Here is a 19,166-nt window from a genome sequence, read left to right as displayed (position 1 = left end):
ACTTCCCAGACTTTTAGGGAAAGTCTTAGCGATCGCTTAATTTTATATTTTGCAAAAAACAAATCATTGTTTCTTATTGTTTTGGAGTCTCAATTATCGAACCGAATTACTCAGTCTTTTCAGTGGCTGCATTTTCCGGTTGTACGATATTGAAGGCATCATTTTGATTAGTAAAGTCGTCATCATCCATGTCACGCATCTCGATTTCTTCTTCGTCTGCGGAAAGCATTTTAACGTCCATTCCAAGACTTTGAAGCTCTTTGATGAGTACTTTGAAGGATTCTGGCACACCAGGTTCTGGAACGCTTTCGCCTTTAACAATCGCTTCGTAAGTTTTCACACGACCAACCACGTCATCGGATTTAATCGTTAGGATTTCTTGAAGTGTATAAGCGGCACCATATGCTTCAAGTGCCCATACTTCCATTTCCCCAAAACGTTGTCCACCAAATTGTGCTTTACCACCAAGCGGTTGTTGCGTTACTAGAGAGTAAGGTCCAGTTGAACGCGCATGAAGTTTATCATCAACCATGTGGGCAAGTTTGATCATGTACATTACACCTACAGAGATACGGTTATCAAATGCTTCACCAGAACGTCCGTCGTAAAGAACTGTTTTCGCATCGCGGGCCATACCGGCTTCTTCCACAGTGCTCCATACATCTTCTTCATTCGCTCCATCAAATACTGGAGTTGCAACGTGAATTCCTAAAGCACGAGCAGCCATACCTAAGTGTAGCTCAAGTACTTGTCCGATATTCATACGAGATGGTACCCCAAGTGGGTTAAGCATGATGTCAACAGGTGTTCCGTCTGGCATAAATGGCATATCTTCTTCAGGTAAAATACGGGAGATAACCCCTTTGTTACCGTGACGTCCGGCCATTTTATCGCCTTCGTGGATTTTACGTTTTTGTACAATATAAACACGTACTAATTGGTTTACACCAGGTGGTAGTTCGTCGCCAGCTTCACGTGTAAAGATCTTCACGTCAAGCACGATTCCACCGCCGCCATGAGGTACACGTAATGAAGTATCACGAACTTCACGTGCTTTTTCACCAAAGATAGCGTGTAATAAACGTTCTTCTGCAGTTAATTCAGTAACTCCTTTTGGTGTTACTTTACCAACTAGAAGGTCGTTGTCTTTTACTTCAGCACCGACACGGATAATTCCACGTTCGTCAAGGTCGCGTAAAGCGTCTTCCCCAACATTTGGAATATCACGAGTCATTTCTTCAGGTCCGAGTTTTGTATCACGAGCTTCTGATTCAAATTCTTCAATATGAATCGAAGTATAAACGTCATCTTTTACAAGACGTTCACTCATGATGATCGCATCCTCGTAGTTATAACCATCCCAAGTCATGAACGCAACTAGTACGTTACGACCAAGAGCAAGTTCACCGGAATCCATTGATGGACCGTTACCAAGGATTTCTCCTTTAACAACGCGGTCACCTTCTGCTACGTTTGGACGTTGGTTATAACAAGTACCTTGGTTAGAACGAACAAATTTACGTAATGTATATTTATCAATTCCGCCAGTTACTTCTTTGCCATCCACTAGAGATACACGACGAACCCAGATTTCGCGAGCTTCAACGTGTTCTACAATACCGTCATGTTTGGCAGTTACAGCTGCACCAGAGTCTTTTGCAGATACGTGTTCCATACCTGTTCCAACAAATGGAGCTTCAGGGTGCATAAGAGGAACCGCTTGACGTTGCATGTTCGCTCCCATTAGCGCACGGTTACTATCATCGTTTTCAAGGAACGGAATACATGCAGTCGCAACAGATACAACCTGTTTAGGCGATACGTCCATGTAGTCAATACGTTCTTTTTCTACCGCTAAGTTTTCTGAACGGAAACGAGCCATAACTTCTTCTTCTGTGAAAGTACCTTGTTCGTCTAATTTCGAGTTCGCTTGCGCTACAACGTAATTATCCTCTTCATCCGCAGTTAGATAATCAATCTTATCAGTAACACGGTTTGTTTCAGGATCTACGCGGCGGTAAGGCGTTTCGATAAAGCCGAATTTATTTACCTTCGCAAAGGAAGAAAGGGAGTTGATCAAACCAATGTTCGGTCCCTCTGGCGTTTCAATCGGACACATACGGCCATAGTGAGAGTAATGCACGTCACGTACTTCATAACCAGCACGTTCACGCGTCAAACCACCAGGTCCAAGCGCTGAAAGACGACGTTTATGCGTAAGTTCGCCAAGTGGATTTGTTTGATCCATGAACTGGGATAACTGCGAGCTACCAAAGAATTCTTTAATAGAAGCAACTACTGGGCGAATATTAATCAATTGTTGTGGTGTAATTGTAGTCATATCTTGAATAGACATACGCTCACGAACTACACGTTCCATACGGGATAAACCGATACGGAATTGGTTTTGTAAAAGTTCACCAACAGAACGAAGACGACGATTACCTAGGTGATCGATGTCATCTGTATCGCCAACACCATGTAGCAAGTTAAAGAAGTAGCTAATGGATGAAATAATATCAGAAGGCGTGATGTGTTTTACATTTTCTTCAATATACGCGTTACCAATGATGTTGATTTCTTTTTCGTCATCATTTGGTGCATAGATTTTAATAGATTGAACGAGTACGCTATCTTCCATAACTCCATCAGTTGGACGAAGTGTGCGGAAACCTACACCGTTTTCTAAATTAGGAATAATTTGATCTAAATTACGACGATCCAAAATGTCACCTTTAGAAGCGATAATTTCACCAGTTTCTGGATCCACTAAAGTTTCTGCTAATGTTTGGTTGAATAGACGGTTTTTCAGATGTAATTTTTTGTTGATTTTATAACGTCCAACGCTTGCAAGATCGTAGCGTTTTGGATCAAAGAAACGAGAAACTAGTAAGCTTCTAGCGTTATCAACTGTTGGGGGTTCACCCGGACGTAATCTTTCGTAAATTTCTAGAAGTGCTTTTTCAGCATTGTCAGTGTTGTCTTTTTCAAGCGTGTTGCGCAAGTAGTCATTGTCCCCGATTAAATCAATAATTTCTTGATCGGAACCAAAGCCTAGTGCACGAAGTAAAACAGTTACTGGTAATTTACGTGTACGGTCAATACGAACGTGTACAACGTCTTTAGCATCTGTTTCATACTCAAGCCAAGCCCCACGGTTAGGGATGACAGTAGAACCAAAGCCTTTTTTACCATTTTTGTCTAGTTTTCCATTGAAGTAAACACCTGGAGAACGAACTAATTGGGAAACGATAACACGTTCTGCCCCATTAATAATGAACGTACCCATTTCAGTCATTAGTGGGAAATCACCCATAAATACTTCTTGGTCTTTTACTTCGCCGGTTTCTTTGTTGATTAGGCGCAACTTCACGCGTAGTGGAGCCGCATAGTTTGCATCACGGTTCTTAGATTCTTCTACCGAGTATTTCGGTTCTCCAAGATCGTAATCAATGAATTCTAAAGATAAATTACCCGCAAAATCCTCAATTGGCGAAATATCGCGGAACATCTCACGTAGCCCTTCATCTAAGAACCATTGGTAAGAAGCTGTTTGAATCTCAATTAAGTTTGGTAATTCAAGTACTTCACTGATTCGCGCAAAACTTCTACGCGTACGATGCCGTCCATATTTTACATCATGTCCTGAATGTCCTGACAAACTATTCACCCCTCAAATTAATTAAAAAATTTATAAGCACACTGACTTCTCTTTTAGGCACAAAAACAGTGGAACCCCCCGCACCCGATGTTTAAGTTAAATCGTTCAAAAGTAAGTACTTCCATACTCCTTCATCAGCCTTAAACATCGTTCATCAAAAGTTTCCTGCTACCTTGTGTACATCTGATTCGCATAATCGCAATCAGACAAAACCTAGGTCGAAATCAAGTGGAACTTCAAAAAGAAAAAATTGCTGCTTTAGACAAAAAGAAAGCGGATTTCATCAACTATTTCTGAAAACCACATCCATGTTTATTTATAGCACCAAAAACCGCGTAAACGCTTCATTTTTTGTCATATTTTGAAATAAAATGCAGCGCAAAAAAACGGTATAGATTCTTTTGGCATTATACTATAATACAACATCTCTCCACCTATGTCAAATATTTTTCTAGAAAAATAAGAAGCGACATGTTATAATATTTGCCGCTTCTTTTTCATTATGTTTTGAAATTTAATTAGCACTCATTAATTCAAGTATTTTGCAAAATTCCATAACTACCTGAATTTTAGTTTTTAACGCTTCTAAAAATAAAATACCCTTTATCTCTCGCCACTGTTTCAACGTTACCGAAAACTTCTTCCATTTTCTTTTCAGCAGATGGACCGCCTTGTTTCTTTTGAATAACAATCCAGAGTTCTCCGGTTTCTCGCAAGTGATCGTAAGCACCTTCTAAAATCGCGTGAACTATTCTTTTCCCTGCACGAATTGGCGGATTACTAATAATCGCTTGGTAATCGTTCGCAGTTACGTTATCATAAACCGAACTTTCATAGATATGCGTGTTCGTAATTTTATTGATTTCCGCATTTTCTTTCGCAAGTTCCAGTGCGCGCAAATTAACATCTACCATTTCAATTTGGCTATCAGGGAACGCTTTCGCTACCGTTAACCCCATCGGACCATAACCACAACCAACATCCAAGATTTTCCCTATTTTCGTTTCTAACTCAAAAGATTCAATCAATAATTTCGAACCAAAATCGACCGTATTTTTGGAAAACACGCCATTGTCACTTGTAAAACTCATATTAAAACCTTTTAACATCACTTGCCATGTTTTTCGGTTATGTTTAATTGTTTCGTCGTTTGTGTAGTAATGATTGTTAGTCAAGAACCGCACCTTCCTTTCGTATCTCTAGCTATTTTAGCATAAAATCTTACTCGGATGTAGCATTTTTGGTAACTCATCTTAAACTTGATTAATTGCAATAAAAAAGACCTTAGATAACAAGTATCTAAGGTCTTTAAGTTAATTACTTAACTTCTACGTTAGCGCCAACTTCTTCAAGTTTAGCTTTGATTTCTTCAGCTTCGTCTTTAGCAACGCCTTCTTTAAGAGCTTTAGGAGCGTTGTCAACTAATTCTTTAGCTTCTTTTAAGCCAAGACCAGTGATTTCACGAACCACTTTGATTACTTTGATTTTAGAATCTCCAGCAGAAGCTAGTTCTACAGTGAATTCAGTTTGCTCAGCAGCACCGCCACCAGCAGCAGCTACAGCTACAGGAGCAGCAGCAGTTACGCCAAATTCTTCTTCGATTGCTTTTACTAAATCGTTAAGTTCTAATACAGATGCTTCTTTTACGGAAGCAATGATTTCTTCAATGTTTAAAGCCATTTTGAAATTCCTCCAATAATATAATTTTTTCGGATTTAACCGAGATTTGTTTGTAGGGTTTCCCCTGGGTAGAACAGATTATGCTTCTTGTCCTTCTTTTTGGTCAGCAACAGCTTTAGTAGCGATAGCAAGACCGCGAACTGGAGCTTGAAGTACGTTGCAAAGCATAGATAGCAATCCTTCGCGTGATGGAAGTGTTGCAAGTGCTTTAATTTCTTCAAGAGAAGCAACTTTACCTTCAATAACACCGGCTTTGATTTCTAGTGCTTCGTGATCTTTAGCGAAATCGTTAAGGATTTTCGCAGGCGCAACTACGTCTTCATTACTGAATGCGATTGCGTTAGGACCAGTTAGAGCTCCTTCTAAACCTTCGTAACCGTTAGCTTCAACAGCACGGCGAGTTAGTGAGTTTTTGTAGACTTTAAATTCAATACCAGCATCACGCAATTGTTTACGTAAGTCAGTGATTTCGCCAACGTTTAAGCCGCGGTAATCAACAATTACTGTAGACGCACTAGCTGATAATTTAGTTTTAATTTCTTCAACTGCACTTTGTTTAGCTTCAAGAACTTTACTCATTTTTCCACCTCCGTCCAACAATTAAATCTAATTAAACAGACACTAGTTCCGTTTGATCAGCAACAAAAAACCTCTGACACCGTAGACGCCAGAGGTTTTTGTGAAATGCGCGCGAACGCACACTTCAAAAGAAATCCCTCGGGTGGCATATTTAAGCGATAAACGCGCCAACTGTCTACGGTAAGGATATTTGATTGTTTCAACTAGCCTATCTTATCAAAAGACAAGGGGCTGGTCAAGTTAAATTTTATAAGCTAGCTGGGTCGACTTTGATTCCAGGTCCGAAAGTAGTTGTTACGGAAAGATTTTTCACGTAAGTACCTTTCGCAGCAGCAGGTTTTGCTTTTTGTAGAACGTCATTCACAGTACGGAAGTTTTCTACTAGTTTAGCAGCATCAAAAGATACTTTACCGATTGCAGCGTGTACGTTACCAGCTTTATCAACACGGTATTCTACTTTACCAGCTTTAATTTCGTTAACTGCTTTAGTTACGTCCATAGTTACTGTACCAGTTTTAGGGTTTGGCATTAAACCTTTTGGTCCAAGGACACGGCCTAATTTACCAACTTCACCCATCATGTCAGGTGTAGCAACGATAACGTCAAATTCAAACCAACCTTGGTTGATTTTTTCAACGAATTCAGATTCACCAACGTAATCAGCTCCAGCAGCCTCAGCTTCTTTAGCTTTTTCACCTTTTGCGAATACTAATACGCGTTGAGTTTTACCAGTACCGTTTGGTAATACAACAGCACCACGGATTTGTTGGTCCGCTTTTTTAGGGTCAACGCCAAGACGGAATGCTACTTCAACAGTTGCATCGAATTTAGCGAAGTCAATTTTTTTAGCAAGTTCTACTGCTTCTTCTGCAGTGTAAACTTTGTTTGCATCAATTTGTTTTAAAGCATCTTGATACTTTTTGCCTTTCTTAGCCATTTCTTTTCCTCCTTAATTGTCAAATTGTGAAACACACGATTAGTCTTGGATAGTGATACCCATAGAACGTGCAGTACCTTCAACCATTAGCATTGCAGATTCAACATTTGCAGCGTTAAGGTCTGGCATTTTTGTTTCAGCAATTTCCTGTACTTGAGCGCGAGTTACAGATGCAACTTTTGTTTTGTTTGGTTCACCGGATCCTTTTTCCACTTTAGCTGCTTTTTTAAGTAATACAGCTGCTGGTGGAGTTTTAGTGATGAACGTAAACGAACGGTCTTCAAATACAGTGATCACAACAGGAATAATAAGACCAGCTTGATCGGCTGTGCGAGCATTAAACTCTTTACAGAATCCCATGATGTTTACGCCAGCTTGACCTAATGCAGGTCCAACTGGAGGTGCAGGATTTGCTTTACCTGCTGGAATTTGAAGTTTAACTTCTTTAATCACTTTTTTTGCCACGAGACATACCTCCTTAAGTCCGTGATGTGGTTGACTGGGGCTGATATTTCCCCTCCCACGTTAAAACATACGTCAAAAACGTACTTATATATGATACCATCTTAAACGTTTCGTTGCAAGATTTTTTTAGAGATTTACTTTGAATTCCATGGTCGTTTTATCGAAATAAACGTTTTGATTTTTCCGCCATAAGTTCAAATACGCTGTGTAACCTTGCGCAGCCTTATCAATCCAAGCTGGGTTTACTGTTTTTAATAACTGCAATGTTTTTTCAAAAGCGATTTTACGGGTATCCGTTTCAAGGATGTTATCGTCGCGTTTGATGTCTTCTTTACGATGGCGCAGTTCAAATTCCATCCCCATATACCAACAAATATGCAGAAAAACTTCATATTTAAACTCTTCAAAATCAGTTGTTTTGAATTCACTGTTTCGTTCGCCGCGTTCATAACCGTAAAGCATATAGCCATCTTGTTCGCTATAATCCATACAAAGTTCACCGCACCCTGGACCATTACCTAAGAATAAAGGGAAATCGAGATCTAAAAATATAGCTTCTCGTTTAAAATCCAAATATATCTGCTTAGCCTTGTCCATTTGTTCGCCTCCTTAACAAAACAACCTCCACAAATAATGTAGAGGTTGTAAGTTTTAAAGTTTTTCGATTTGATTGAAATCCACTTCGACTGGAGTTTCACGACCGAACATGTTAACCATGACTTTCGCTTTACCTTTGTCGTTGTCCATTTCATCCACTTTACCAGAGAAGTCAGCGAATGGCCCTTCTTTGACCATAACTGTTTCACCGATTTCAAAGTCAGCTTCAGCGCGTTTTTCGACCATACCCATGCTTTTCAGAATACGATCTGCTTCTTCTGGAAGTAATGGTGTTGGTTTCGAGCCAGAACCTGAAGAACCAACAAATCCAGTAACTCCTGGAGTATTACGCACGACATACCAAGAATCATCTGTCATAACGATTTCTACTAATACGTAACCTGGGAAAACTTTACGTTTGATTGTTTTTGTTTTACCATTTTTCACTTCTGTTTCTTCTTCTTCCGGTACAATAACTCGGAAAATTTTATCTGACATGCCCATTGATTCTACACGTTTTTCTAGGTTTGCTTTGACTTTATTTTCATAACCGGAGTAAGTATGAACTACATACCAATTTTTTTCCATTGTTTAGTTGGCAGCAATCCTATTTTGCCGCCATCCTCCTTTTAGTATAATCCAAAATAAAAAACCCGAAAGTTGTACGGGTTTTGTCTCAAGTAATAGTATATCATTATCTTTGTAAAATTCCTAGCACTACACGATAAGTTTAATAATTTGTTCGATACCAAAATCAATTAACATAAAGAATAAAGCAAATAAAATAACTGTGATAACTACTGTTACTGTGTATGTTAAAAGTTCTTTTCTAGTTGGCCATGTAACTTTATGCATTTCGGATGAAACGTTCCGAAAGAATCTTGCTATTGCAGACATACCAAAACCTCCATATCGTCTATTTTGTTTCTCGATGTAATGTATGTTTATTGCAGTGTCGACAGAATTTCTTCACTTCTAAGCGAGTTTCTTTCTGCGTCCCGCTAACATTGACTGTATAGTTTCTTGAACCACACTCAGAACAAGCGAGGGATGTTTTCTTCTTCATAAATTATCTCAACTCCGCAATCATTAAATATGCCATGCCAAAAAGTAGGCACATTTCATCCATATAAATATAACACTTGGCTCTTGGCTAGTCAATTATTTTTTCATTCAAACTGCTTCATCATTTTCTTTTTTACTCGTTGCAATGCATTATCGATAGCTTTCTCTTTTTTATTGAAGAAAAGCGCCATTTCTTGATAGCTTTTGCCTTCTAAATATTGTTTTAATACTTCTTTTTCAAATTCGCTTGTGACTTGTTCAAGTTGACGCGCTACATGTGTTAAATCTTCATTTTTAATTAGAAAATCTTCTGGGGTTTCGGCCGCTTTTTCGGAAATGACATCTAGTAAAGTCCAGTCTACATCATCTTCAGCCATTGGTGTGTCGAGCGAAACTGAATTGTTTAAAGGGATATTCTTCTGCCTAGATGCCCGCTTCACCGCCGAAAGAAGTTGCCTATTTATACACATTTCCGCAAAAGAACGGAACGAGGCTTCTTTTGACTCATCGTAATCACGAATTGCTTTGAAAAGCCCAATCATTGCTTCTTGGATTAAATCATCTCGCTCTGCACCTTGTAAAAAATATTGCGTCGATTTCCAGTAAATAACCGACTGATACCTACTGAAAAAATACTCTAACGCGTCCGTATCACCGCTTCTAGCTAGTTCAAGCATCGCCATTTCTTCTTGATTTACTGAATTCTCCACTAGGCTAATCGGCTCCTTTTCGACAGGATTTCTTCTTTGGTTGCTTCATTATACATAGTCAGAAACAGCCCGTCAATCCCTTACTCCTCGCCTCTTCTCCACTTTTCAAGCTGGGAAATAATATCAGAATCTAGATTGAGGTTTGATTTTGGCATTTTTTCCTGAATTCGTTTGATTTTCTGTCCGATTTGTTTACTCATTTCTTGAATTTCAAAAAGTAGTTCACGTGAAGAAATCCGAAGCGCACCTTGTCCAAAAATAGCCCACTGTTCTGTATAATCAGATGTCGCTACAATAATTTGCGTCCGCGCATTTTTCCATTCAATTGCTTTTTGTTCAATATATTCATCTGCCGTTTCATCTTCATGCGTAAACACTACCTCAACTTGATGCTTCTTGCTTTTTCGCTTTACTCCACGAACAAACTGCGCATCAAATACAACTACAACTCGGTATCCCGTATAGCTTTGGTACTCCGCCATCCACTCAATTAGCTTATCTCTCGCCGCTTCCAAATCGCGATCTTTTAAGAAACTCAATTCTGGCCAAGCTCCAATCACATTATACCCGTCAACAAGCAGAATTTGTTCCATCATTATTTCTCCAGTGGGAAACGTTTCCGATAAACTTCATAAAGTAACAAACTTGCAGCAACAGAGGCATTAAGTGATGTCACTTTTCCGCGCATTGGTAAATGAACAAGGAAATCACATTTTTCACGGACTAAGCGGCTCATTCCGAATCCTTCACTTCCAATAACAATAGCAAGTGGCATATCCACATCCATTGTCCGGTAATCGCTACTACCTTTCGCATCGGTTCCAAAAATCCATAGTCCCCGTTTTTGTAATTCTTCCATTGTACGTACCATATTCGTCACACGTACCACTGGAACATACTCCATCGCACCAGTACTAGCTTTAGCTACCGTTTGAGTTAAGCCAACAGAGCGGCGTTTCGGAATAATAATCCCGTGCGCACCGACAGAATCTGCCGTACGCATAATAGATCCTAAATTATGTGGATCTTCTAACTCATCAAGAATAATGAAAAACGGCATTTCGTCTTTTGCTTCAGCTGCTGCAAATAAATCATCCAGTTCAGCATATTGATAGGCCGCAACTTGAGCTGCAACCCCTTGATGTGCGCCACTTACAACCTTCTCAATTTTTTGTTTTGGTACAAATTGAACTTGAATTTTACGTTCTTTTGCTAAAGTTAATACTTGTTTTAAAACGCCTTTTTGCGAACCTTCTTGTACATAGATTTTGTGAATATCTCTATCAGATCGTAATACTTCAAGGACAGGATTTCTCCCACCAATCCACTCTTGCTCATTTTCTTGTTCCATTAGTTATTTTCCACTCCTTTTTCTACTATTTCTAGCGCTTTTTCCATCCATTCTTGAAGTCGTTCCATGTCACCCGCTAAATAAAGATAACCAAGTACAGCTTCAAAAGAAGTAGACATGCTATACGTTCCAGGATCTGTATTTTTTGGTATTGTATAAGATTTGGCATTTCGGCCACGTTTGGCAATCCGATCTTCTTCATCTGTCAAAAAACCTTCTGCAATCATCGCTTTAAGCGCCACCGCCTGCCCTTTTGCAGAAACGAATTTTGTCGCGGTTTTATGCAGTTGATTCGGCTTTGTTTTACCAGCAGCAAGTAAATATTCGCGGATAAATTTCTCGTACACCGCATCGCCCATGTAGGCAAGCGCGAGGCCATTAAGTTGCTTGTAGTCTTTCACTTCTGCCATGATTTACCCCCGTCTAAACCGCGTACCTTGCGCAGTATCTTCCAAAATAATATCTTTTTCTTTTAAAATGTCACGAATTTCGTCAGCTCGTGCAAAATTACGTTCATTTCTCGCTTGCAGACGCTCTTCAATTAACGCTTCTACTTCACTATCATCCAGTGAATCAGTTTGCGTATTTTCTAATTTCAAGCCTAGTACTTCTGCAAATAAACGCATCATACTTAAAAATTCACGCAAAACATTAATAGAAACAGTTTCTTTTGAAAGATAAATATTCGCACGTTTCGCAAGCTCATGGAAAGTAGTAATCGCATTGGCAGTATTAAAATCATCATCCATATCATCTTCAAATGCTTGTTTTAATTCTGTCAGTTGCTCCAACCATTCATCTTCGTGGGTTTCTTCCACGTATTCCCCGTCATCTGTTTGAATACGGTGGTCAATGTTTTGATAGGCAATCATTAAACGCTCTAGCCCATTTTTTGCATCTTCTAAAATAGCATCATTTAATGTAATCGGCTTACGGTAATGTACGGACAACATGAAGAAACGAATCACATTTGGATCATTGTCTTTTAACACATCATGCAGCGTAATAAAATTCCCAAGCGATTTAGACATTTTTTCCCCGTCAATATTTAAAAAGGCATTGTGCATCCAGTATTTTGCGAACGTTTTTCCAGTCGCCGCTTCGGATTGAGCAATCTCATCCTCATGGTGAGGAAATACTAAATCTTGCCCGCCCGCATGAATATCAATCGTGTCACCAAGATATTTTTTCGCAAGCGCCGAGCATTCTATGTGCCAACCAGGACGACCATTTCCAAACGGACTTTCCCAGAAAATTTCACCCGGTTTAGCAGCTTTCCAAAGTGTGAAATCAAGCTCGTCTTGTTTGCGCTCATTATATTCAACCCGCGCTCCGTGTTGTAGTTCCGATAATTCTTGCCCAGATAGTTTCCCGTAATCTTTGAATTTTTTCGTACGGAAATATACATCGCCAGCTGACTCATAAGCATAACCTTTTTCGATTAGGGTGCTGATTAATTGAATAATTTCATCCATATTTTCTGTTACACGCGGATTCACAGTCGCTTTCGCCACATTCAGTTGATCCACATCATCAAAGTAAGCCCCAATAAAACGATCCGCCACTTCAGGAACCGTCAATTTCAACTCATTTGCCGCACGAATCAATTTATCATCCACATCCGTAAAATTAGACACGAATTTCACATCGTAGCCACGGTACGTAAAATAACGTCGAACTGTATCGAAAACAATAATTGGCCGCGCATTTCCGATATGAATGTAGTTGTACACAGTTGGTCCGCAAACATACATTTTCACTTCGCCATCTTTGAGTGGTTTAAAAGGCTCTTTCTCTCGTTTTAACGTATTAAAAATTTGTATCGACAATCAGATCTACTCCTTTTCCTTCAAAAGTTTTTCTACTATATTTTCTAATTCTGCAATTCGTAACGTCAGTTCATCCATTTTAGGAACCGCGTGCCCTACCGTGCGCCCATTAAGCCGAACAACTTTAGCTGGAATACCGACAACAGTTGCGCCGGGTGGTACGTCTTTTAAAACAACCGCACCCGCACCAATTCGCGCATCTGCTCCAATATCAACTGGTCCAAGTACTTTGGCTCCCGCTGAAACAAGCGCTCTATCACCGACCGTTGGATGACGTTTCCCGCAGTCTTTCCCGGTTCCACCAAGCGTAACTCCGTGAAATATCGTAACATCATCACCAATTTCAGCAGTTTCTCCAATGACAATCCCTGCACCGTGATCTATAAAAAGCCTTCTACCAATTGTTGCGCCGGGATGAATTTCTATATTAGTCCAGAAACGAGCAGTCTGCGATAATACTTTTCCAAACAAAACCATTTTGTGACGATAAAAAAAGTTTGCCACACGATGCCACCAAAGTGCGTGCAATCCCGGATTCGTTAAAAAAGCATCAAAAAAAGTCTTCGTCGCAGGGTCATTCTTTATAATTGTTGCAATATCTTCTTTTAAGCGAGTTGGCATTTTGTTGCCTCCTTATTCAAGTTCGTACATTTTTTCATTGAACCTACGCCAACAAAAAAAGCCCCTCTAATACAGAGACGCTTTGCGCGGTTCCACTCTGACTTGAGTATTGCTAATTTTAGCAGATACTCCAACTCTAGGGGTGGGGGTAACGACCCACATTTCGTCTGACGATACTAAATTTCCCATCAGAATTCAGGGAGGCATTTCAGGAGTGTTCAGCTAAGTCGCTTCCAGCCGCGGCGACTCTCTCTTTAAGCTTAGAATTCCGTACTTCTTCCCATCAGCACTTTTTCCGTATATTTAGTTCTATTATAACAGCAATAAAATTCCTTGCAACTGAAATATATCGAAATAAAAAAGTGCCCCGTAAATAGCCGAGGCACTTTCATTTAAAATTAATTATTTTGTAACCATGTATCTAAACGATTTAGTACTTTTTCAAGACCAAGAACTTCGATTGCAAGTGGCAATTCAGGACCATGCATTTCGCCAGTTGTCACGATACGAATTGGCATAAATAAACCTTTACCTTTTACGCCAGTTTCTTTTTGAACACGTTTGATGGCAGATTTTACTTCCGCCGCTTCAAGAACATCTAGCGCTTCTAATTCTTTTTTGAAGGCAGAAATAACTGTCGGTACTGTTTCTTCGGCAAGGACAGCCTTTTCTTCTTCGTCAAAAGTAATCGATTCAGCATCAGCGAAAAACATTTCTGAAAGTGGCACAATTTCAGCACCATAACTCATTTGCTCGTGATAAAGCGAAACTAATTTGTGCACCCAGTCAAGTTCTGCTTGATCTAAATCAGCAGATACAACACCGGCTTTTTGTAAATGCGGTAAAGAAAGTTCTACTACATCATTTAGCGGTAATTTTTTCACATATTGGTTATTAACCCAAGTCAATTTAACATTATCGAACAATGCTGGCGATTTAGATAAACGCTTCGGATCAAACATTTTAATAAATTCTTCTTTAGAGAAAATTTCTTCTTCCCCTTCAGGAGACCAACCAAGCATTGCAATAAAGTTAAATAACGCTTCTGGTAAATATCCAAGGTCACGATACTGCTCGATAAATTGAATAATCGAACCGTCACGTTTACTTAATTTACGTCTGCTTTCATTCACAATAAGTGTCATATGACCGAAAATTGGAGGTTCCCAGCCAAAAGCATTATAAATTAAAATTTGTTTTGGTGTATTCGAAATATGGTCATCACCACGAAGAACATGCGAGATTTCCATTAAATGATCGTCCACTGCTACAGCAAAATTATAAGTAGGAATTCCATCTTTTTTCGCAATAACAAAATCACCAATACCATTCGATTCAAAAGAAACATCATCTTTAACCATATCGTTAAAAGTAATTGTTTCATTAGCTGGTACTTTGAAACGAATACTTGGTTTAAAACCTTGCGCTTCTTTTTCTGCTTGTTGCTCTTTTGTTAAATGACGGCATTTACCGCTATAACGCGGCATCTCACCATTTGCTTTTTGTTTTTCACGTTCTGCTTCTAATTCTTCTTCCGTACAATAACATTTATACGCCAAGCCTTTATCTAAAAGTTGTTGAATTAATGGTTCATAAATTGATTGACGTTCTGATTGACGGTAAGGACCATATTTCCCAGGAACATCAACACCTTCATCCCAGTCCATACCTAGCCATTTTAGGTTTTTCATTTGACTTTCTTCGCCGTCAGCTACGTTACGTTTCGCATCCGTATCTTCAATTCGAATAATAAAGTCTCCATCATTATGTCTTGCAAATAAATAGTTAAATAAGGCAGTACGCGCATTCCCAATATGCAAAAATCCAGTTGGACTAGGCGCATAACGTACACGTACTCGTTTTGTTTCGCTCACAATTATTCACTCCTTTAATTATTTTTCAAGTAAGACTACCGCTAAGCTAGCGATTCCTTCTTCTCTACCAGTAAATCCTAATTTCTCCGTCGTGGTTGCTTTTACATTTACTTGGGATGGTTCTGCGTGAAGTAACTCAGCAATCCGGTGTTTCATCAACTCCACATAAGGAGCCATTTTCGGTTTTTCAGCGATAATAGTCGCATCTAAATTTCCAAGCTTGAACCCCTCTGCTTCCACCTGTCGCCAAATTTCCGCAAGAAGCTCTGCTGAATCCGCGTCTTTATAAGCCATATCCGTATCCGGGAAAAAATGACCAATATCCAAAGAACCAATTGCACCAATGATCGCATCTGTAACGGCATGAAGTAGTACGTCGGCATCACTATGACCTAGCAAACCTTTTTCGTAAGGAATCTTAATCCCGCCAATAATCAATTCACGGTCATAATCAAGTTTATGTACGTCATATCCTTGGCCAATCCTAATCATTTAATTTCCCTCCAAGTTCTCCTAAAATCGCCTTTGCAAGTGGCATATCTTCAGGAGTTGTCAGCTTTATATTATAATAGCTTCCTTGGACAATAGCAACAGGGTATGGAATCCGCTCGACCAAACTAGCTTCATCAGTTCCTAGAAATTGGTCTTTTTTCGCAAGACAGTGCGCCTTTTGTAAAATGTGTAATTCAAAAGCTTGTGGCGTTTGAACCTGCCAGAGATTATCACGATCAACTGTTTCCTTTACAACATCGTGAATAACTCGCTTTACAGTATCTTTCACTTGCACAGCACAAATAGCAGCTTTATTTTGTTTCACACCTAATAACAGACGATCAATAATATCTAGAGTCACAAAAGGCCTAGCTCCGTCATGCACAAGCACTACGCTCTCTAAACCACAACATTCAAGTCCAGCAGCTACACTATACTGACGCTCACTTCCGCCTTTTACGACCTCGACTCTATCTTCTGCAACATCAAGTTGTTGCATCAACTTTCTCACATGTTTTCTTTCCGTTTCTTGGCACACGACAATCACCTTCGAGCAACGATTATCCGCCAAAAAAGGACGCAGGGCATGAATGAAAATTGGTTCACCAACTAAATCCAGCCACATTTTATTTTTTTCCGCGTTCATACGTTTGCCTTGTCCTGCTGCTAAAAAAATCAGCTCATAATTCATGCTTGTTTACTCCTTCCAATCAGGATGGTTTAGCAAAAATCATTCTTCCTGCTGACGTTTGAAGCACACTTGTTACTTCTACTTGAATGGTTTCATTAATAAACTTACGCCCATCTTCTACAACAATCATCGTTCCATCATCTAAATATGCAACGCCTTGATTATGCTCCTTACCATCTTTCACCATAAGAACAGTCATTTTCTCACCTGGTAATACAACAGGTTTTACCGCATTCGCCAAATCATTAATATTTAAAACAGGTACATTTTGAAATTCGCATACTTTGTTTAAATTATAATCATTTGTTACGACAATCCCGCCCATTACTTTAGCAAGTTTTACAAGTTTGCTGTCCACTTCTGGCGTATCCTCAAAATCACCTTCATACATTTCCACTTGGATAGAGTCTTCTTTTTGAATTCGATTTAAAATATCTAATCCACGTCGTCCTCTTGTCCGTTTTAAAGTATCAGAAGAGTCAGCGATATGTTGAAGCTCAGCTAATACAAAGAGTGGTATAACAACCGTTCCATCTAAAAACCCAGTAGCTAAAATATCAGCAATACGACCATCAATAATAACACTCGTATCCAAGATTTTATAGGTTTTCTTAGATTTCTCCTCAGTTTGCTCTTCTTCTGGCGTTTTCTTCTTCGCATTTCTGTTGTTAACAAAATTCCCAAATTCATTGCGACGACTAATTCCAATACGGAACCCTAAATAACCTAGTACTAACGTTAAAATCACTGGTACTACTGAATTTAAAAGCGGTATATTTGTTTGACTTAAAGCATTGCTCGCGAAAAACGCAATAACTAAACCAACAAATAAACCTAACCCCCCGTAAATAAGCGTTGCAATAGCAATTTTAGCTAATTTTTCCTCTAACCAATTAAGTGCGGCTTCTACATATTTCACCGCCCAGAAAGTAATAAGATAAAATATAAGTGCACCAATCAAAGCATCAGTATAAGGATTATTAATTAGCAAAATGTGTCCTATCCCAAGTTTCACCCATAGTGCTGGTAGTGAAAAGACCCCCGTAGTCCCGCCAAGGATTAAAAAACACACTCGAATTACCCATGTAAGCATTTAGTTTCCCCCTTTCCATTTTTATATTTATACATATAATCGGGCTATTACCAAACATACATATAGCACTATTCTACACTATTAAAAGACTATACCGCAAATAGTACTCATGGAATCGCTGAAGTATTTATTTTCAGTCTGGCAAAGCCTTCTTCAATGCTTCTCCAATCGTTTCTACGCCAACCACTTGCACGTCTTTTGGTACTTTCCAAGTGCCTTCATTATTTTTAGGGATAAAAATTCGTTTGAAGCCTAGTTTGGCAGCTTCTTGTACGCGTTGTTCAATTCTTGCAACACGGCGAATCTCACCAGTTAGACCAAGTTCTCCAATAAAACAATCCGTACTTCTTGTCGGTTTATCACGATAACTAGAAGCCACACTAACAGCTACCGCCAAATCAACTGCTGGTTCATCTAATTTAACTCCGCCAGCTGCCTTTAGATAAGCATCTTGATTTTGTAACATTAAACCTACTCTTTTTTCTAAAACAGCCATAATCAAAGAAACTTTATTATAATCAATTCCAGTTGCCATCCGTTTGGCGTTTCCAAACATGGTTGGCGATACAAGTGCTTGAATCTCTACAAGCACAGGACGAGTCCCTTCCATCGAAGCTACAACTGTTGATCCCGAGGCTCCTTCTAGACGTTCCTCTAAGAACACCTCAGATGGATTGGCAACTTCCACAAGACCAATATCACGCATCTCAAATATCCCCATTTCATTTGTCGAGCCAAAACGGTTTTTTACTGCGCGTAAAATTCGATAAGCATGATGACGTTCTCCTTCAAAATAAAGCACTGTATCTACCATATGTTCAAGTAAACGCGGTCCAGCAATCGCGCCTTCTTTCGTCACATGACCAACGATGAAAATAGCAATATTTTGCATTTTAGCGATCCGCATTAAAGCAGCCGTACATTCTCGAACCTGTGATACACTTCCCGCAGCACTCGTGACATCAGGGTGATAAACAGTTTGAATAGAGTCAATGACAACAAAATCTGGTTTTACAAAGTCGATTGTTTCTTGAACCGCTTCTAAATCAGTTTCTGCATAAACGTACAAATTATCACCGGAAACTTGTAGCCGCTCCGCACGAAGTTTTGTTTGCTTAATTGATTCTTCCCCAGAGATATATAATACTTTCTTATTAGTAAGGGTAAGTTGTGCCGACACTTGAAGTAAAAGCGTGGATTTACCAATACCAGGATCGCCGCCAACAAGCACCATAGATCCCGGAACAACTCCGCCACCAAGCACTCTATTTAATTCAGGCATATTAGTTTCTACCCGAGCTTCTTCTTCACTTGCAATCTGAGTTATTGGAGTCGCCTTTGATGGTTCTCCTGTATGATTAAAAGCTGAGCGTGATTTTTTCGATGGCTCTAATGCCTCTACCATCTGATTCCACTCATTGCAATTCGGACATTTACCCATCCATTTTGCCGATTCATACCCACATGACTGACACACAAATTTGGTCGTCCTTTTTGCCTTAGCCATTTCTACATCCCTCC

The 19,166-nt window shown here is 39.4% G+C and carries 21 protein-coding genes and 2 other annotated features; all 21 genes read right to left on the bottom strand.

Annotation, left to right across the window (positions count from 1 at the left end; genetic code table 11):
* Positions 1-106: 106 nt before the first annotated feature.
* The 21 genes from rpoB to radA all read right to left on the bottom strand — a co-directional run bounded on the left by rpoB (position 107) and on the right by radA (position 19,152).
* Complete coding sequence (gene rpoB, locus PQQ29_RS01790; RefSeq protein ID WP_010990308.1) at positions 107-3,661, bottom strand: DNA-directed RNA polymerase subunit beta; 3,555 nt, start codon at positions 3,659-3,661, stop codon at positions 107-109.
* Positions 3,662-4,230: 569 nt separating this feature from the next.
* The gene (locus tag PQQ29_RS01785) at positions 4,231-4,836 is read right to left on the bottom strand and encodes a class I SAM-dependent methyltransferase (RefSeq protein ID WP_185325036.1); all 606 of its coding nucleotides are present in this window, start codon (positions 4,834-4,836) and stop codon (positions 4,231-4,233) included.
* 142 nt (positions 4,837-4,978) lie between these two features.
* Positions 4,979-5,341: a 50S ribosomal protein L7/L12 gene (gene rplL, locus PQQ29_RS01780; protein ID WP_003729189.1), complete on the bottom strand. Its 363-nt coding sequence runs from the start codon at positions 5,339-5,341 to the stop codon at positions 4,979-4,981.
* A 78-nt stretch (positions 5,342-5,419) separates the two neighbouring features.
* Complete coding sequence (gene rplJ / locus PQQ29_RS01775) at positions 5,420-5,920, bottom strand: 50S ribosomal protein L10 (protein WP_003732833.1); 501 nt, start codon at positions 5,918-5,920, stop codon at positions 5,420-5,422.
* A gap of 55 nt (positions 5,921-5,975) precedes the next feature.
* Positions 5,976-6,119: a sequence feature (ribosomal protein L10 leader region), on the bottom strand.
* Positions 6,120-6,167: 48 nt separating this feature from the next.
* Positions 6,168-6,857 carry a 50S ribosomal protein L1 gene (rplA, locus tag PQQ29_RS01770; RefSeq protein ID WP_003726838.1) on the bottom strand — a complete coding sequence of 230 codons (690 nt, stop codon included), beginning with the start codon at positions 6,855-6,857 and terminating at the stop codon, positions 6,168-6,170.
* A gap of 39 nt (positions 6,858-6,896) precedes the next feature.
* On the bottom strand, positions 6,897-7,322 hold the full coding sequence (rplK, locus tag PQQ29_RS01765) for a 50S ribosomal protein L11 (protein ID WP_003718336.1): 426 nt from the start codon (positions 7,320-7,322) through the stop codon (positions 6,897-6,899).
* Positions 7,323-7,448: 126 nt separating this feature from the next.
* A complete protein-coding gene (locus PQQ29_RS01760; RefSeq protein ID WP_003770127.1) occupies positions 7,449-7,919 on the bottom strand; it encodes an Imm63 family immunity protein in 471 nt (156 codons plus the stop codon).
* 54 nt (positions 7,920-7,973) lie between these two features.
* Positions 7,974-8,507, bottom strand: coding sequence for a transcription termination/antitermination protein NusG (gene nusG / locus PQQ29_RS01755; protein WP_003760101.1), 534 nt, complete (start codon positions 8,505-8,507; stop codon positions 7,974-7,976).
* 129 nt (positions 8,508-8,636) lie between these two features.
* The gene (secE, locus tag PQQ29_RS01750; RefSeq protein ID WP_003765079.1) at positions 8,637-8,816 is read right to left on the bottom strand and encodes a preprotein translocase subunit SecE; all 180 of its coding nucleotides are present in this window, start codon (positions 8,814-8,816) and stop codon (positions 8,637-8,639) included.
* 19 nt (positions 8,817-8,835) lie between these two features.
* The gene (gene rpmG / locus PQQ29_RS01745) at positions 8,836-8,985 is read right to left on the bottom strand and encodes a 50S ribosomal protein L33 (protein ID WP_003728079.1); all 150 of its coding nucleotides are present in this window, start codon (positions 8,983-8,985) and stop codon (positions 8,836-8,838) included.
* Between the two features lie 103 nt (positions 8,986-9,088).
* Complete coding sequence (locus PQQ29_RS01740; RefSeq protein ID WP_003760097.1) at positions 9,089-9,694, bottom strand: RNA polymerase factor sigma-70; 606 nt, start codon at positions 9,692-9,694, stop codon at positions 9,089-9,091.
* A gap of 80 nt (positions 9,695-9,774) precedes the next feature.
* Positions 9,775-10,287 (bottom strand): NYN domain-containing protein, encoded by a 513-nt coding sequence (locus PQQ29_RS01735; RefSeq protein WP_010990304.1) that lies wholly within the window; start codon positions 10,285-10,287, stop codon positions 9,775-9,777.
* Positions 10,288-10,289: 2 nt separating this feature from the next.
* Positions 10,290-11,045 (bottom strand): 23S rRNA (guanosine(2251)-2'-O)-methyltransferase RlmB, encoded by a 756-nt coding sequence (gene rlmB, locus PQQ29_RS01730; protein WP_003724085.1) that lies wholly within the window; start codon positions 11,043-11,045, stop codon positions 10,290-10,292.
* Positions 11,045-11,455, bottom strand: coding sequence for a Mini-ribonuclease 3 (locus tag PQQ29_RS01725; protein WP_003760089.1), 411 nt, complete (start codon positions 11,453-11,455; stop codon positions 11,045-11,047). Before PQQ29_RS01725 ends, rlmB begins: the two co-directional genes overlap by 1 nt.
* Positions 11,456-11,458: 3 nt before the next feature.
* The gene (gene cysS / locus PQQ29_RS01720; RefSeq protein ID WP_010990303.1) at positions 11,459-12,874 is read right to left on the bottom strand and encodes a cysteine--tRNA ligase; all 1,416 of its coding nucleotides are present in this window, start codon (positions 12,872-12,874) and stop codon (positions 11,459-11,461) included.
* Positions 12,875-12,880: 6 nt separating this feature from the next.
* A complete protein-coding gene (epsC, locus tag PQQ29_RS01715) occupies positions 12,881-13,495 on the bottom strand; it encodes a serine O-acetyltransferase EpsC (protein ID WP_003760085.1) in 615 nt (204 codons plus the stop codon).
* Positions 13,496-13,565: 70 nt separating this feature from the next.
* Positions 13,566-13,791: a binding site (T-box leader), on the bottom strand.
* 102 nt (positions 13,792-13,893) lie between these two features.
* Positions 13,894-15,369: a glutamate--tRNA ligase gene (gene gltX / locus PQQ29_RS01710; protein WP_033533521.1), complete on the bottom strand. Its 1,476-nt coding sequence runs from the start codon at positions 15,367-15,369 to the stop codon at positions 13,894-13,896.
* A gap of 18 nt (positions 15,370-15,387) precedes the next feature.
* Entirely contained in the window at positions 15,388-15,861 is a 474-nt protein-coding gene (gene ispF / locus PQQ29_RS01705) for a 2-C-methyl-D-erythritol 2,4-cyclodiphosphate synthase (protein WP_187983958.1), read from the bottom strand.
* Positions 15,854-16,552, bottom strand: coding sequence for a 2-C-methyl-D-erythritol 4-phosphate cytidylyltransferase (ispD, locus tag PQQ29_RS01700; protein WP_187983957.1), 699 nt, complete (start codon positions 16,550-16,552; stop codon positions 15,854-15,856). Before ispD ends, ispF begins: the two co-directional genes overlap by 8 nt.
* Before the next feature lie 19 nt (positions 16,553-16,571).
* The gene (locus tag PQQ29_RS01695) at positions 16,572-17,645 is read right to left on the bottom strand and encodes a PIN/TRAM domain-containing protein (protein WP_003770118.1); all 1,074 of its coding nucleotides are present in this window, start codon (positions 17,643-17,645) and stop codon (positions 16,572-16,574) included.
* Positions 17,646-17,778: 133 nt separating this feature from the next.
* Positions 17,779-19,152, bottom strand: coding sequence for a DNA repair protein RadA (gene radA / locus PQQ29_RS01690; protein WP_187983956.1), 1,374 nt, complete (start codon positions 19,150-19,152; stop codon positions 17,779-17,781).
* Between the last annotated feature and the right edge of the window lie 14 nt (positions 19,153-19,166).

It is taken from the genome of Listeria innocua (genome assembly GCF_028596125.1).
In the GTDB taxonomy this organism is placed as follows: domain Bacteria; phylum Bacillota; class Bacilli; order Lactobacillales; family Listeriaceae; genus Listeria; species Listeria innocua.
Note: the sequence above shows the minus strand (reverse complement) of the source record. Positions and strands in the feature narration are given on the sequence as shown.

Coding starts and splice junctions, on each gene's coding strand:
- rplL (WP_003729189.1), bottom strand. CDS start 5,341: ATGGCTTTAAACATTGAAGAAATCATTGCTTCCGTAAAAGAAGCATCT.
- rplJ (WP_003732833.1), bottom strand. CDS start 5,920: ATGAGTAAAGTTCTTGAAGCTAAACAAAGTGCAGTTGAAGAAATTAAA.
- rplA (WP_003726838.1), bottom strand. CDS start 6,857: ATGGCTAAGAAAGGCAAAAAGTATCAAGATGCTTTAAAACAAATTGAT.
- PQQ29_RS01760 (WP_003770127.1), bottom strand. CDS start 7,919: ATGGACAAGGCTAAGCAGATATATTTGGATTTTAAACGAGAAGCTATA.
- nusG (WP_003760101.1), bottom strand. CDS start 8,507: ATGGAAAAAAATTGGTATGTAGTTCATACTTACTCCGGTTATGAAAAT.
- secE (WP_003765079.1), bottom strand. CDS start 8,816: ATGTCTGCAATAGCAAGATTCTTTCGGAACGTTTCATCCGAAATGCAT.
- rpmG (WP_003728079.1), bottom strand. CDS start 8,985: ATGAAGAAGAAAACATCCCTCGCTTGTTCTGAGTGTGGTTCAAGAAAC.
- PQQ29_RS01735 (WP_010990304.1), bottom strand. CDS start 10,287: ATGGAACAAATTCTGCTTGTTGACGGGTATAATGTGATTGGAGCTTGG.
- rlmB (WP_003724085.1), bottom strand. CDS start 11,045: ATGGAACAAGAAAATGAGCAAGAGTGGATTGGTGGGAGAAATCCTGTC.
- PQQ29_RS01725 (WP_003760089.1), bottom strand. CDS start 11,455: ATGGCAGAAGTGAAAGACTACAAGCAACTTAATGGCCTCGCGCTTGCC.
- epsC (WP_003760085.1), bottom strand. CDS start 13,495: ATGCCAACTCGCTTAAAAGAAGATATTGCAACAATTATAAAGAATGAC.
- ispF (WP_187983958.1), bottom strand. CDS start 15,861: ATGATTAGGATTGGCCAAGGATATGACGTACATAAACTTGATTATGAC.
- ispD (WP_187983957.1), bottom strand. CDS start 16,552: ATGAATTATGAGCTGATTTTTTTAGCAGCAGGACAAGGCAAACGTATG.
- PQQ29_RS01695 (WP_003770118.1), bottom strand. CDS start 17,645: ATGCTTACATGGGTAATTCGAGTGTGTTTTTTAATCCTTGGCGGGACT.
- radA (WP_187983956.1), bottom strand. CDS start 19,152: ATGGCTAAGGCAAAAAGGACGACCAAATTTGTGTGTCAGTCATGTGGG.